General features: G+C 71.5%; 12 protein-coding genes and 1 rRNA gene. 6 read left to right on the top strand and 7 right to left on the bottom strand.

The genetic code is table 11. From position 1 onward, the window contains the following. Positions 1 to 94: ribosomal RNA gene (rrf, locus tag KE274_RS15575) — 5S ribosomal RNA — on the top strand; the annotation flags it as partial. Positions 95 to 336: 242 nt separating this feature from the next. Here rrf and KE274_RS15570 read toward each other — a convergent pair. Next, entirely contained in the window at positions 337 to 1,116 is a 780-nt protein-coding gene (locus KE274_RS15570) for an IclR family transcriptional regulator (RefSeq protein WP_307872231.1), read from the bottom strand. 59 nt (positions 1,117 to 1,175) lie between these two features. Here KE274_RS15570 and hutH point away from each other — a divergent pair, with 59 nt between their 5' ends. The 3 genes from hutH to hutI are packed head-to-tail and all read left to right on the top strand — an operon-like array spanning position 1,176 to position 5,576. Further along, the gene (gene hutH / locus KE274_RS15565) at positions 1,176 to 2,717 is read left to right on the top strand and encodes a histidine ammonia-lyase (protein ID WP_211545366.1); all 1,542 of its coding nucleotides are present in this window, start codon (positions 1,176 to 1,178) and stop codon (positions 2,715 to 2,717) included. Further along, positions 2,710 to 4,374, top strand: coding sequence for a urocanate hydratase (gene hutU, locus KE274_RS15560; protein WP_211545364.1), 1,665 nt, complete (start codon positions 2,710 to 2,712; stop codon positions 4,372 to 4,374). The genes hutH and hutU overlap by 8 nt, the downstream gene beginning before the upstream one ends. A gap of 20 nt (positions 4,375 to 4,394) precedes the next feature. Beyond that, the gene (gene hutI / locus KE274_RS15555) at positions 4,395 to 5,576 is read left to right on the top strand and encodes an imidazolonepropionase (RefSeq protein WP_211545363.1); all 1,182 of its coding nucleotides are present in this window, start codon (positions 4,395 to 4,397) and stop codon (positions 5,574 to 5,576) included. 31 nt (positions 5,577 to 5,607) lie between these two features. Here the strand turns inward: hutI and KE274_RS15550 are convergent, their stop codons facing one another. Further along, positions 5,608 to 6,525 carry an arginase family protein gene (locus KE274_RS15550; RefSeq protein ID WP_211545361.1) on the bottom strand — a complete coding sequence of 306 codons (918 nt, stop codon included), beginning with the start codon at positions 6,523 to 6,525 and terminating at the stop codon, positions 5,608 to 5,610. A gap of 1 nt (position 6,526) precedes the next feature. Further along, complete coding sequence (locus tag KE274_RS15545; protein ID WP_211545359.1) at positions 6,527 to 7,804, bottom strand: DUF445 domain-containing protein; 1,278 nt, start codon at positions 7,802 to 7,804, stop codon at positions 6,527 to 6,529. 36 nt (positions 7,805 to 7,840) lie between these two features. Between KE274_RS15545 and KE274_RS16705 the strand changes: the two genes are divergently transcribed. After that, positions 7,841 to 8,113 (top strand): metal-sensitive transcriptional regulator, encoded by a 273-nt coding sequence (locus KE274_RS16705; protein ID WP_211545357.1) that lies wholly within the window; start codon positions 7,841 to 7,843, stop codon positions 8,111 to 8,113. A gap of 21 nt (positions 8,114 to 8,134) precedes the next feature. Here KE274_RS16705 and KE274_RS15535 read toward each other — a convergent pair whose 3' ends face one another. Together KE274_RS15535 and KE274_RS15530 are read right to left on the bottom strand one after the other, a co-directional pair. Continuing rightward, a complete protein-coding gene (locus KE274_RS15535) occupies positions 8,135 to 9,523 on the bottom strand; it encodes an aspartate aminotransferase family protein (protein WP_211545355.1) in 1,389 nt (462 codons plus the stop codon). A gap of 22 nt (positions 9,524 to 9,545) precedes the next feature. Next, complete coding sequence (locus KE274_RS15530) at positions 9,546 to 11,030, bottom strand: CoA-acylating methylmalonate-semialdehyde dehydrogenase (RefSeq protein ID WP_211545353.1); 1,485 nt, start codon at positions 11,028 to 11,030, stop codon at positions 9,546 to 9,548. A gap of 172 nt (positions 11,031 to 11,202) precedes the next feature. Here KE274_RS15530 and KE274_RS15525 point away from each other — a divergent pair, with 172 nt between their 5' ends. After that, complete coding sequence (locus tag KE274_RS15525) at positions 11,203 to 12,678, top strand: PucR family transcriptional regulator (protein WP_211545351.1); 1,476 nt, start codon at positions 11,203 to 11,205, stop codon at positions 12,676 to 12,678. A 16-nt stretch (positions 12,679 to 12,694) separates the two neighbouring features. On the opposite strand, the gene KE274_RS15520 is transcribed toward KE274_RS15525, so the two are convergent. Both KE274_RS15520 and KE274_RS15515 read right to left on the bottom strand, forming a co-directional pair. Next, positions 12,695 to 14,086, bottom strand: a complete 1,392-nt coding sequence (locus tag KE274_RS15520) for an aspartate aminotransferase family protein (RefSeq protein ID WP_211545349.1) — start codon at positions 14,084 to 14,086, stop codon at positions 12,695 to 12,697. After that, positions 14,083 to 14,550, bottom strand: coding sequence for an Lrp/AsnC family transcriptional regulator (locus KE274_RS15515; RefSeq protein WP_211545347.1), 468 nt, complete (start codon positions 14,548 to 14,550; stop codon positions 14,083 to 14,085). Before KE274_RS15515 ends, KE274_RS15520 begins: the two co-directional genes overlap by 4 nt. Positions 14,551 to 14,577 lie beyond the last annotated feature (27 nt).

The following is a 14,577-nucleotide window of genomic DNA, read 5'->3' as shown; positions in this document are numbered from 1 at the left end:
AACGCCCGGTTACATTCCGAACCCGGAAGCTAAGCCTCACAGCGCCGATGGTACTGCAGGGGGGACCCTGTGGGAGAGTAGGACACCGCCGGACTCCTTTTAGTCGAAATGGCCACCCAACGCTGGGTGGCCATTTCGCGTTAACAACCAGATGCCCAGACTCCCCACGCGGGAGCGCAGCCTGTACTCGGCGAAGACCACGGCCACCCCCAGCGGGGTGGCTTTCTTCCGTTAGCACGTCTGAGTGAGCGCAGCCCGTTCCGCGCCGTGAGCGCGAGGGCATTGGCCGAACTCACCCGTAGGGCGGGCGCCGGTCGTGCGTCAGGCGGCACGCAGTCAGCGCGTTGTCCGTGCCTCCAGGAGGGCAGCAGCGTCACGAACCGCGGCCGCCAGTGTCGCTTCGCGCGCGCTCTCGCCGGGCCACGTCACCGCCACCGCGGCTACTGGCCACCCGGCCCGATCCGTCACCACCGCGCCGACAGACCGAAGACCGTCCGCGATCTCGCCATCCTCGGTGGCGTAGCCGCGCAGTCGCACCTCCCGCAGCAGCTCGCGCAACTCCGCCGGCTTCCGCGGCCCTCGACCCGTGCGGTCCGGGAAGGCCGAGGCACCGGGGTAGAGCGCCCGCACCTGCTCTCGAGGAAGGGCAGCGAGCATCGCGCGTCCGGTCGCCGTGAGATGTGCGGGAAGCCGGACGCCGACATCCGTCACGAGCGCCGGGCGACGGGGCGCGCGTTCCTCGACGATGTACAACACGTCGCTGCCGCTCATGACCGCGAGGTGTGCGCTCTCGCCCAGGCGGTCCGAGAGCGCCGCTACGATCGGACGTCCCAGACGAGTCAGTGGCTGCTGGCGCGCATACCCGCCGGCGAGTTCGAACGCCGCGGTTCCCAGCGCCCACCGCTGCTCCTCGCGAAGGTGGATCACGAAGCCTCGTGCGGCGAGAGTGCCCAAGAGGTGGTACACCGTCGACCGGGGCAGCTCGAGATCCCGTGCCAGCGACGACGCCGCGACGGGCGCGGGACGCGTGGCCAGGTGACTGAGGATACGCAGCGCCTGATCCGCAGCGGGCACGCCCTGGCCAGTGACGGAGGGCGCGGAGCTGTCTGGGATCACAGACACAGGATGGCACGAAAGGGGCGCGCCGCGAAGCGGCCGGGTGTGGAATCGGAGCCATGAGTTCTTCCGCCCCCGTCGTCATCGGTGCTGCACCCCTGTCTGTCGAGGACGTCGTTCGCGTCGCACGTCACTCGGCTCCCGTCACCGTCACCCCCGAGGCGCTCGAGCGCGTGGCGGATACACGACGCGTGATCGACGGCCTGGCCGCGGACCCGCATCCGCACTACGGCGTCTCGACAGGCTTCGGCGCCCTGGCCACCACATTCATCGCGCCCGACCGTCGTCTGCAACTGCAGGCGAGCCTGATCCGCTCCCACGCCGCCGGAACCGGACCGGAGGTCGAGCGCGAGGTCGTGCGCGGACTGCAGCTGCTGCGTCTGCAGACCCTCGCCTCGGGCCGCACCGGTGTCCGGCCCGTCGTGGTCGAGGCCTACGCGGCGCTGCTCAACGCGGGGATCACGCCGGTGGTCCGCGAGTACGGGTCTTTGGGCTGCTCCGGCGACCTCGCGCCGCTGGCACACGTCGCCCTCGCTGCGATGGGGGAGGGCGAGGTCCGCGACGCACAGGGAGACCTCGTCCCCGCCGCGGACGCCCTGGCCGCCGCAGGACTCGCGCCGCTGACACTCGTCGAGAAGGAAGGCCTCGCGCTCATCAACGGCACCGACGGCATGCTCGGCATGCTGGCGCTCGCTCTTCACGACCTCGAGACCCTGCTTCTCACCGCCGATATCGCCGCGGCCATGTCCGTCGAGTCGCAGCTGGGCACCGACGCGGTGTTCGCGGCCGACCTGATGGCGCTGCGCCCCCAGGCCGGGCAGTCGGTCTCCGCGGCGAACCTCCGCGCGCTTCTCTCCGGCTCGCCCATGGTGGCCAGCCACAAGGGTCCCGAGGACGGACGAGTGCAGGACGCCTACTCACTGCGCTGTTCGCCACAGGTGCACGGCGCCGCGCGCGACACGATGTCTCACGCGGGAATGATCGCGGAACGGGAACTCGCCAGCGTCATCGACAACCCCGTCATCACGGTCGACGGCCGCATCGAATCCAACGGCAACTTCCACGGCGCACCCGTCGCCGCCGTCCTCGACTTCCTCGCGATCTCCGTCGCCGACGTCGCGTCCGTGTCCGAGCGCCGCACCGACCGCGCCCTCGACCCCGCCCGCAACCACGGCCTGCCCCCTTTCCTCGCCGCGGAGGTGGGCGTCGACTCCGGCCTCATGATCGCCCAGTACGCCGCCGCCGGAATCGTCTCCGAGCTCAAGCGCCTCGCGGTTCCCGCCTCCGTCGACTCGATCCCGTCGTCCGCCATGCAAGAGGATCACGTCTCGATGGGCTGGGCGGCCGCCCGCAAGCTGCGCCGAGCGATCGACGGACTCTCGCGCGTGCTCGCGATCGAGATCCTGACCGCCGCCCGCGCTCTCGATCTCCGAGCACCACTGGAGGCGGGGGCCGCCACGGGGGCCGTGCGCGACCTCGTTCGCACCGTTGCCGCCGGCCCTGGCCCCGACCGCTACCTCTCCCCGGACCTGGAAGCCGTGACCGCACTCGTCCAGTCGGGCGAGGTCGCCCGCATCGCAAAGGAGCACCTGCATGAGTGACACCGTCGAGCCGCAGAGCCGCACCGTTCGCGCGCCCCGCGGGAACACCCGCACCGCCAAGAGCTGGGGCGCCGAAGCCGCCAAGCGCATGCTCATGAACAACCTCGACCCCGAGGTGGCCGAGCATCCGGAGGACCTCGTGGTCTACGGCGGCACAGGTCGCGCCGCGCGCAGCTGGGCCGCGTACGACGCGATCATCCGGACGCTCGACGAACTCGAGCCCGACGAGACGCTGCTCGTGCAGTCGGGCAAGCCGGTGGGGGTGTTCCGCACGCACGAGTGGGCGCCGCGCGTGCTCATCGCGAACTCGAACCTCGTCGGGGACTGGGCCACGTGGCCCGAGTTCCGCCGACTCGAAGAGCTCGGACTCACCATGTACGGGCAGATGACCGCCGGCTCGTGGATCTACATCGGCACCCAGGGGATCCTGCAGGGGACGTATGAGACGTTCGCCGCCGTCGCCCGTTCGCTCGGACGCGATTCCCTGCGCGGAACGCTCACCCTCACCGCGGGCGCCGGCGGCATGGGCGGCGCGCAGCCCCTCGCCGTGACGCTCAACGAGGGGGCCGTGCTGATCGTCGACGTGGACGAGACGCGGCTCGCGCGCCGGGTGGAGCACGGCTACCTCGACGAGTACACCCCCGACCTCGACAGCGCCATCGCTCGCGTCACGGCGGCGAAGGAGTCGGGAGAGGCCCGCTCGGTCGGAGTGGTGGGCAACGCCGCCGAGGTGTTCCCGGAGCTGCGGCGTCGCGGCGTTCCGATCGACGTCGTGACCGACCAGACCAGCGCGCACGACCCGCTCGCCTACCTGCCCGCCGGGATTCCCGTCGATCAGTGGAAGGCCGAGGCCGAGCGTGACCCCGAGGAGTTCACGCGCAGGGCCAGGGCGTCCATGGCCGCCCACGTCGAAGCCATGGTCGCCTTCCAGGACGCGGGGGCGGCCGTGTTCGACTACGGCAACTCGATCCGTGCGGAAGCGCAGCTCGGCGGCTTCGACCGCGCGTTCGCCTTCCCCGGCTTCGTGCCCGCATATATCCGGCCGCAGTTCGAGGAAGGTCGCGGGCCCTTCCGGTGGGTGGCGCTCTCGGGGGATCCCGAGGACATCGCCAAGACCGACCGTGCGATCGCTGAGCTCTTCCCCCACGACACCGCCTTGCACCGCTGGCTCGAGAAGGCCGGGACCGCCGTGCACTTCGAAGGGCTGCCCGCCCGCATCTGCTGGCTCGGGTACCAGGAGCGCCACCTCGCCGGACTGCGGTTCAACGAGATGGTCGCCTCGGGCGAGCTGTCCGCACCCATCGTGATCGGCCGCGACCACCTCGACTCCGGTTCCGTCGCCTCGCCCTACCGGGAGACGGAGGGGATGAAGGACGGGTCCGACGCGATCGCCGACTGGCCACTGCTCAACGCCCTCCTCAACACCGCGTCGGGGGCCTCGTGGGTGTCGCTGCACCACGGCGGCGGCGTCGGCATCGGCCGCTCGATCCACGCCGGGCAGGTGACGGTGGCCGACGGCTCCACGCTGGCCGCCGAGAAGATCGCCCGCGTGCTGACCAATGACCCGGGCACCGGTGTCATGCGGCACGTCGACGCGGGCTACGAACACGCCCGCGACATCGCCCGCGAACGCGGCCTCACGATCCCGATGCTCTGACCGCCGACCACGGAGACACCATGCCCACGCTCCTCACCCGCATCGGCGAACTCACCACCAACGTCGCGACCCCCGGCGACCCGTCCGGCACGCGCACGGATGCGGCCGTGCTCGTCGACGACGGCCGGATCGTCTGGCTCGGCACCTCCCACGAGGCCACCGCGAGAACCGCGGACCTCGCAAATCTCGAGGTCGTGGACGCGGCGGGAAGGGCCGTGATCCCCGGGTTCGTGGACAGCCACAGCCACCTCGTGTTCGCGGGCGACCGCGCCGCCGAGTTCGAGGCGAGGATGGCCGGCCGTCCGTACACGGCGGGCGGCATCCGGTCCACGGTCGCGGCGACCCGGGCGGCCAGCGACGAGGAACTGCGGGAGCGGCTGCGCGCCCTTCGCGACGAGCTCCTCGTGCAGGGAACCACAACGGTCGAGATCAAGAGCGGCTACGGGCTGAGTGTGCCGGACGAGGAGCGGCTCGTGCGACTGGCAGCCGAGGTCACGCCCGAGGTGACGTTCCTGGGGGCCCACGTCGTGCCCCCGGAGTACGCCGATCGCGCGGACGACTACGTGGACCTGGTGGCGGGCCCGATGCTCGACGCCTGCGCCCCGCATGCCCGCTGGATCGACGTGTTCTGCGAGACCGGAGCCTTCACGGTCGAACAGTCGCGGCGGGTGCTCGAGGCCGGCATCGCCAGGGGCCTCGGCGTCCGGGTGCACGCCAGCCAGCTCGGCCGCGGCGACGGCGTGCGGCTCGCGGTCGAGCTCGGCGCGGCGTCGATCGATCACGGCACCTACCTATCCGACGACGACGTCACCGCGCTCGCCGGATCGGACACCGTGCTCACGCTGCTCCCCGGCGTGGAGTTCTCGACGCGGCAGCCCTACCCGGATGCGCGGCCACTGCTCGACGCGGGCGTCACGGTCGCACTCGCGTGTGACACGAACCCCGGGTCGAGCTTCACCTCCTCGATGCCGTTCTGCATCGCGGTGGCCGTGCGGGACATGGGGATGACCCCGGCCGAAGCGGTGTGGGCCGCGACGGCGGGCGGGGCGCGGGCACTGCGACGCGACGACATCGGCGTCCTCACCCCCGGAGCCCGTGCCGACCTCGTGCTGCTGGACGCGCCGAGCCGCGTCCACCTGGCCTACCGCCCCGGAGTCCCGCTCGTCCGCCGCGTGTGGAAGGACGGCGTCGCGGTCGGCTGATCCACGGCGCTCCCTCCCGCGTCGACGATCCTCAGCGACGCGACGCGAGACCGGCCAGCAGCTCCAGCACGCACAGGGCCGCGAGGCGCACGGTGCGCGCGTCGTCGGTGTCGGCGGTTGCGTCGACCTCCGCGAGGTCCGCGCTCACCACCCGGGGGTCTGCGGCCACGGCGCGCGTGAGGGCGCGAAGCTCCCACGCCTGCAACCCCCCGGGGACGCTGGCGGGGCAGCCCGGCGCGACCGCGCGGTCGCACACGTCCACGTCGATGTCGAGGTGCACGCGCGGATTCTCGCCCGCCCCCGCGATCTCCAGCGCCTCGGCCACCACGTCGGCGACACCGCGACGCCGCAGCTCGTCGAGCGTGACCACGCGGATGCCCCACTCTGCGGCCCGGCGCGCATACGCCACCGAGTTCGCGAAGTCCGCGATCCCGATCTGCACGATCCTGGTCGGGTCGAGCCGCGCGGTCGACAGCCGCGACGCCTCCGGGGTGTCCTCGACGAGCCGCCGCACCGGGGTGCCGTTGGACACGCCGTCGCGGAGGTCGAAGTGCGCGTCGAACGTGATCAGACCGGTGGCCCCGGCGCCGAGAGCCACCGGGTACGTGAGGGAGTTGTCGCCACCGAGGGCCATCACGAGTTCCGCCGCCGCGGAGAGCTCCCGCACGCGGGAGATCACGTCCGCCTCGCCCGCGGCACCGTCGGGTTCTGCGACATCACCGGCGTCGGCGATGCGCAGCACCTCGTTCAGGTCGCACGGCGGCGGGCCCATCACAGCCGTGCCATAGCGGGTGAGGGCCTCGCGGATCGCGGCAGGTGTGGCGTGCGCGCCGGTGGGTGACAGGGAGGTGCGCCACGTCGGCACGCCCAGCAGCACGGCATCCGCGGACGACTCGAATGCGGGCCAGGAGCCGGCGCGAGGCCAGGACGGGTCGTGGGACAGGGCCATGTCAGACTCCCGGGATCAGGGCGTGCGCGAGGGTGAAGATCGCCAGACCGGCCAGCGCGCCCACCACGGTGCCGTTCAGACGGATGTACTGCAGGTCGCGGCCCACCATCAGCTCGATCTTCTCGGTGGTCTCGGCCGGGTCCCACCGCTCGACCGTGTCGGTGATGATCGAGGCGATGTCGTGGCGATAGCGCTCGACCAGGAACACGGCCGCGTCGGAGACCCAGGTGTCGACGCGGCGTTGCAGGGCGTCGTCCGTCGTCAGGCGCTCGCCCACTTCCTGCAGCGCCTGCACGGCCCGGATCCGCAGTCCGCTCTCCGGATCGGCGAGTGCCGTGAGCAGTCCATTCTTCGCGGTGTTCCACGCCTCCGCTGCCAGTGCGCCCACGCGCGGACTGTCGAACAACGACGACTTCGCGCTCTCCAGCTTCGCCCGCGTCGCCGAGTCGTTCTGCAGGTTGTCGGCCAGCCGCGTCAGGTAGCCGTCGACGGCCTGACGCGCGGGGTGGTGCGGATCGGCCTGCACCGCGCGCACGAACTTGAGGGCCTCGTTGTACACCGTGTCGTCGACGAAGCGATGCGCGAGCTTCGGCACCCAGCCGGGGAGGCGCCGCGACACGAGCCCCGTGAACGACGTCGCGTTGGCCTCGAGCCAGCGTTCGATGCTGTCCACGGCGAGGTCGACGGCGCCGTGGTGGGCCTCCGACTCCACGATCTTCTCCAGCCACGCACCAGCAGGCGGCCCCCACTCGGGCGTCACCAGGTGCTCGCGTGCGAGGTCGGTCAGCAGGTCGCGGACGTCGTCGTCGCTCAGGGCGTTGAGCACGGCGGTCGCGATGGTCGCGCCCTCCGCGGCCACCCGTCGGGCGTGCGGTTCCTCGCGCAGCCACTCGCCGGCGCGCTGGGCGATCGCGGTCGTCGAGAGCTTGGTGCGCACCACATCGGCGGCCAGGAAGTTCGTCTCCACGAACTCGCCCAGCGTGCGGCCGATCTCGTCCTTGCGGTTCGGGATGATCGCGGTGTGCGGGATCGGGAGCCCCAGCGGCCGGCGGAACAGCGCCGTCACGGCGAACCAGTCGGCGAGCGCGCCGACCATGCCGCCCTCGGCCGCGGCGCGCACGTAGGCGAGCCACCCGAACCGCTCCTGGAACGCGAACGCGATCACGAACGCGACGGCCATGAACAGCAGCGCTCCGAGGGCCACGGACTTCATCCGGCGCAGGGCGCGACGCCGCTCCTGATCGGCGAGGGAGAGCAGCGTCGTGGGTGTTCGCGGCATGACGTCATCCTTTCACGGGGCGAGTACCCTCGATACGTGATCGAAGACATCAAGAAGCGCGCCCTCCACCGCACCAGCATCCTCGAGGGTCAGATGCGCGGCGTCGCGCGGATGATCGAGAACGAGGAGTACTGCATGGACATCATCACGCAGTCCCGGGCGATCCAGCGCTCCCTCGAGTCGCTCAACCGCTTGCTCCTCGAGAACCACCTGCGCACGCACGTGACCCACATGTTCGAAGAGGGCGGCGACGAGCGGGACAAGGCCGTCCTCGAACTGCTCAAGGCCTTCGACTTCGACTCGAAGTAACCACCGCCCGCCCCGCTCGTCTCAGCCGGCGGCCACCTCGTCCGCCACCGCCAGCGCCTCGTCGATCACCCGCAGCCCGCGCCGCAGCTCCTCTTCCTCGATCACCAGCGGCGGGGCGATGTGCACGCGGTTGAAGTGCGTGAACGGCCAGACTCCCGCGCGTCGGGCCGCGCTCGCGAACGCCGCCATGGGCGCCGCATCGGCACCCGCGGCGTTGAACGGCACCAGCGGTTCCCTGGTGTCCGCGTCTCGCACGAGCTCCACCGCCCAGAACAGCCCGCGGCCGCGCACCTCGCCCACCGACGGGTGACGTTCGACCCACTCGCGCAGCGTCGGCTCCACGATGCGCTCGCCGAGGTCGCGGACCCGCTCCAGGATCCCGTCGCGGCGGAACACCTCGAACGTCGCGACGCCGGCCGCGCATGCGAGCGGGTGCCCGGAGTAGGTGAGCCCGCCCGCGAACGGCATCGTGTCGAACGCGCGGGCGACACGGTCGGAGATCACGACACCCCCGAGCGGCACATACCCCGAGTTCACCCCCTTCGCGAAGGTCACGAGGTCGGGCTGGGCGTCGAACGCGTCGATGCCGAACCACTCGCCGAGGCGGCCGAACCCGACCATCACCTCGTCGGCGATGTACACGATGCCGTAGCGGTCGCACAGCTCGCGCACGCCCGGCAGGTAGCCGGGCGGGGGCACGAGCACGCCGTTGGTGCCGACCACGGTTTCGATGATGATGGCCGCGATGGTCTGTGGTCCCTCCAGCTGGATGGTCTGCTCCAGGTGGGCGAGGGCGCGCTCGGCCTCCTGCTCCGGGGTCTCGGAGTGGAACGGCGAACGGTACAGGTAGGGACCGAAGAAGCGCACGGCCCCGGTGTCCGCCATGTCGTTCGCCCACCGCCGGGGGTCGCCCGTGAGCGCGATCGCGGTCGACGTCGAGCCGTGATAGCTGCGGTACATCGACAGCACCTTCCGGCGCCCCGTGCTCTGGCGCGCCATCCGCACGGCGTACTCGTTGGCCTCGGCGCCGCCGTTGGTGAAGAACACCTTCTCGAACCCCTCGGGCGCCACCTCGGCGATCAGCCGTGCGAGTTCGCCGCGCACGTCGTTCGCCATGGCGGGCTGGATGGTCGGGAGTCGTCCGGCCTGCTGCTGGATAGCGGCGACGAGGTCGGGGTGCTGGTGGCCCAGGTTCAGGTTCACCAGCTGGCTGGAGAAGTCGAGGTACGCGTTGCCCTCATAGTCCCAGAACGTCGAGCCCCGTCCTGCGGCGACGGGGAGCGGGTCGATCGCGGCCTGCGCGCTCCAGGAGTGGAAGACGTGTCCGCGGTCGTCGGCGCGCACCCGGGCGTCGGCCGCCGCATCGGGGAGGGGAAGGACGGCGCCGTGGCGGTCGGTGTAGCTGCTCATGAGTCGTGCCCTCCGGTCGGGGTCAGTGGTTGCTCGGGAAACCGAGGTCGATCTGGGACGGCGTGTGGTCGGGCCAGCGGGTCGTGACCACTTTCGAGCGCGTGTAGAAGTGGATCGACTCCGGGCCGTAGATGTGCGAGTCGCCGAACAGGGAGTCCTTCCAGCCGCCGAAGGAGTAGGCGCCGATCGGCACGGGAATCGGCACGTTCACGCCCACCATGCCGACCTCGATGTCGAACTCGTACTGCCGGGCGGTCCCGCCGTCGCGCGTGAAGATCGCGGTGCCGTTGCCGTAGGCGTTGCCGTTCACCAGGGCGACCGCGTCGGCGTAGGTGTCCACGCGCACGACCGACAGCACCGGGCCGAAGATCTCCCGGTCGTACACGGCCATGCCGGGCCGGACGTGGTCGATCAGGCTCACGCCGAGGAAGAACCCGTCGGAGTCGAACTCCTGCCGTGTCCCGTCGACCACGACCGTCGCGCCCTCGGCGGGTGCCCCGTGCACGAACGAGGCGACCGAGTCTCGGTGCTCCCGCGTGATCAGCGGGCCCATCTCGCTCGCGGGGTCCGTACCCGGGCCGATCCGGAGTCCGTGGATGCGTGCGGCCACTGCGGCCACGAGGTCGTCGGCCACGTCGCCGACCGCGACCAGCACCGACACGGCCATGCAGCGCTCACCGGCGGAACCGTAGGCGGCGGACACCGCCGCGTCCGCGGCGGCGTCGAGGTCGGCATCGGGCATCACGACCATGTGGTTCTTGGCACCGCCGAGGGCCTGCACCCGCTTCCCTGCGGCGGAGGCGCGCTGGTAGATCGACCGGGCGATGGGGGTGGAGCCGACGAAGCTGACGGCGTTCACGCGCGGCGAGTCGAGCAGGGCCTCGACGGCTTCCCGGTCGCCGTGGACGACGTTGAGCACGCCATCGGGGAGGCCCGCCTCGCGGAACAGCTTCGCGAGCCACACCGCGGCGGACGGGTCCTTCTCGCTGGGCTTCAGCACGACCGTGTTACCGCATGCGATCGCCGAGGCCACCATCCACAGCGGCACCATGACGGGGAAGTTGAACGGGGTGATGGCCGCGACCACCCCGACCGGCTGCTTGACCGAGTGCACGTCGACGCCGCGGGCGACCTGTTCGCTCCGCTCGCCCTTGAGTAGGTGCACGAGCCCGGCGGCGAACTCGACGTTCTCGATGCCGCGCGACACCTCGCCCGCCGCATCCGACAGCACCTTGCCGTGCTCGGACGTCACGATCGCCGCGAGTTCGGGCGTGCGGTCGGCGAGCAGCTGCCGCAGGCGGAAGAACACGTCGGCGCGCTTGATCAGGCTGGTGGCGCGCCACGCGGGCAGGGCCGAGGCCGCGGCGTCGACGGCCGCGCCGACCTCGTCGGCGCCGGCGAGGGCGACGTGCTTCGTGACCAGGCCCGTGGCGGGGTCGTACACGGGCGCGGTGCGGTTCGCCGCCGCGGTCTCGGTGCCGTCGATGATGTGTCGGACGATGTCCACTGTTCCTCCGCGGGGGTGATGGGCGGCTGCCGGACACTCTGACCGGCGGCCGCTAAGCTGGGTGCGACTCCATGGTCACAGAGCAGCGAGGAGACGCGGAGTGTCAGATCGTCGGGACTTCTCCGCGCCTGGGACAGAACGTCCGGAGCGGCGCGCTCCGTCGCTGCTGCGCGTGGCGGACGTGCTCGCGCTGCCCGTGATGCGAGACGGTGCGCCGCGCGTGCTCGTCGGCGGTGCCGCACTGGACGCCGGGGTGCGCTGGGTGCACGCGTCCGACAGCGCCGGGGTCGCCCGGCTGCTCGATGGGGGAGAACTCCTGCTGACCACCGCGGCCGCGTGGCCGCGCGACGCCCGGTCCCTCCGCGCGCTCGTGCGCGAACTGGCCGCGGTCGGTGTCGCCGGGCTCGTGGTGGAGCTCGGCGACCGGATGCCGCGGGTGCCCGACGCAGTGGTCGACGCGTGCGCGGAGGCGGAGCTCGCGCTGGTGGCGCTGGGCGCGGAGGTCAAGTTCGTCACCGTGACCGAGGCCGTGCACCGGGCGCTGATCGACGCGCAGACGACGGCGCTGCGCGAACGGCAGGAGCTGCACGAGCTGTTCACCGCGCTGAGCCTGCGGGGAGCCCCCGCGGATGTGATCGTGACCGAGACCGCCCGGGCCCTCGGTGCTCCGGCGGTGCTGGAGAACCTGGCGGGGGAGGTGATCGCCGTCGAGCCCCTGACCAGCCCCGTCGCCGCGGTGCTCGACCGACTCCCCGCTCCCGCATCGGAGCGCGTGCCCGTGCAGGCGCGGGGCGTGCGGTGGGGGTCGCTCACCGCGCTCGACGGGCCTGCGCACCCGGCCGGGAGGCTCACGGTGCTGGAGCTCGGGGCCACTGCGCTCGCGTTCGGGTGTCTCGCCGACGGAGAGGCGGAGTGGACCCTGCTCGCGTATCGCTCGCTGATCGACGACCTGCTGGGGTCGCGGTTCGCGCGGATCGAGGACGTGGTGGCGCGGCTGCGGCGCCTGGGGCTCGACCTGGGCGAGCGAGACGCGTGCGCGGTGGTCGTGCGCACCGCCGAGCCCGTGGATCGCATCCGCGCCCGCGCCGCCGGGGAGGGGGTCGCAGCGCTCGCCGCCCGGCGCGACGGCGTCGTCGTCCTTCTTCTCTCCCCGCCGCGGGGCACCCTGACCGACGCCGCCGCGCGGCGCATCGCGGGGACCGGGGTGCCGGTCGTCGTCGGCCCGTCGGCCGAGGACGTGCCCGGGCTTCTCGCGTCCGCCCGCACCGCGCTCGACCTGGCAGCGCGGTCGAGCGACGACACCGGCGAGGCCGTGCGCCGCGCGGCGGACCGCCCGCTCGAACAACTGGTCGCGGCGCTCGGCGACGACCGGCGGCTGCAGGAGCACGGCGAACGCATGCTCGCACCCCTGATCCGGCACGACCGGGAGCGCCGCGGCGACCTGCTCGACGTGCTCGGTGCCCTCGTCGCGCACCCGGGCAACCGGTCGGCGGCCGCGGCGGCGAGCCATCTGTCGCGCTCCGTCTTCTACCAGCGGATCGCGCTCATCGCGGATCTGCTCGACGCCGATCTCGACGACGGCGAAGTGCTCGCGGCGCTGCACATCGCGCTGCTGTCGCGCCCCCGATCCGTCGCCGGGCGCCCCTGACGCCGCGGTGCGCGCGTCAGAGCACGGCCTGGGCGCGCGTGAGCACGTCCCGCAGAATCTGCGTGATCTCACGGAACTCCGCCGGACCGACGGTGAGCGGCGGGGCGAGCTGGATGACGGGGTCGCCGCGGTCGTCCGCCCGGCAGTAGAGGCCGGCCTCGAACAGCGCGGGCGACAGGAAGCCGCGCAGCAGCCGCTCCGACTCTTCGTCGTCGAACGTCTCCCGCGTCGCGGTGTCCTTCACGAGCTCGATGCCGAAGAAGTAGCCGTCACCGCGGACATCTCCCACGAGAGGCAGGTCGAGCAGCGTCTCCAGCTCCGCGCGGAACAGGGGAGAGTTCTCGCGCACGTGCGCGTTGAGGCCCTCCTCGTCGAAGATCGCGAGGTTCTCCAGGGCGACCGCGGCCGACACCGGATGCCCGCCGAACGTGTAGCCGTGGGGGAAGGACACGTCACCGTGTGCGAACGGCTCGTACACGCGGTCGCTCACGATCGTCGCGCCGATGGGGGAGTAGCCGCTGGTCATCCCCTTCGCACAGGTGATCATGTCGGGCACGTAGCCCAGCCCCGTGCAGGCGAACGTGTGTCCGAGTCGTCCGAAGGCGCAGATGACCTCGTCCGACACCAGCAGCACGTCGTACCGGTCGCAGATCTCGCGCACGCGGGCGAAGTAGCCGGGCGGCGGAGGGAAGCAGCCGCCCGAGTTCTGCACCGGCTCGAGGAACACGGCCGCGACCGTATCGGGACCCTCGAACAGGATCATCTCCTCGATGCGGTCGGCCGCCCAGCGTCCGAACGCCTCGAGGTCGTGGGCGGGCGCTCCCATCTCGGCGGCGCGATAGAAGTTCGTATTGGGCACGCGGAAGCCGCCCGGTGTGACCGGCTCGAACATCGCCTTCATGGCAGGGATGCCGGTGATCGCCAGGGCGCCCTGCGGCGTGCCGTGGTAGGCGACCGCGCGGGAGATCACCTTGTGCTTGGCCGGCTTGCCCTGCAGCTTCCAGTAGTGCTTCGCGAGCTTGAACGCCGTCTCCACCGCTTCGCCACCGCCGGTGGAGAAGAACACGCGATTGAGGTCGCCGGGTGCCTCGTCGGCCAGACGGTCGGCGAGCTCGATCGCGGCCGGGTGCGCGTACGACCACAGGGGGAAGAACGCCAGCTCCGACGCCTGCGCGGCCGCAGCCTCCGCGAGCCGCCGCCGACCGTGCCCCGCGTTCACCACGAACAGCCCGGCCAGTCCGTCGATGTACTCCCGTCCGTCCACGTCCCAGATGCGGTGGCCCTCACCCTTGACGATGATCGGCACGCCCGAGTCCGCCATGGTCGACTGGCGCGTGAAGTGCATCCAAAGGTGGTCTTTCGCCATGGACTGCAGCGCGGGCGCGGACGGCACAGAGCGCGAGGTCATCGGGTCCCCCAGTTGTAGAGCTGCTTCTGCAGCTTGGCGTAGATGAAGGTCTCGGTCGACAGCACGCCGTCGATCGGTCGGATCACGTCGTTCACGAGCGCCAGCAGATGGTCATCGTCCTCGCACACGACCTCGGCGATCACGTCGAACGAACCGACCGTGATGACGACGTAGTCCACGGCCTCGATCTCGGCGATCGCCTCGGCGACGTGCCGGGCGTCGCCGGCCACGCGAAGGCCGATCATCGCCTGCCGATGGAAGCCGAGCTGCATCGGGTCGGTGACGGCGACGATCTGCATCACACCGGACTCGGTCAGCCGCTGCACGCGCTGGCGGACGGCCGCTTCGCTGAGTCCGACCATACGGCCGATGTCGGAGTACGAGCGTCGCCCGTCGTCCTGCAACAGTTCGATGATGGTCTTGGAGATCGCGTCGAGGGCGGAGGTCTTCTTCGCCGTTGCCATGCTGCGATCCTGGCACTCCCGTCGATG

The organism is Microbacterium paraoxydans (assembly GCF_018224615.1).
Taxonomy (GTDB): Bacteria; Actinomycetota; Actinomycetes; order Actinomycetales; family Microbacteriaceae; genus Microbacterium; species Microbacterium paraoxydans_B.
This window is presented reverse-complemented; position numbering and strand designations above follow the sequence as displayed.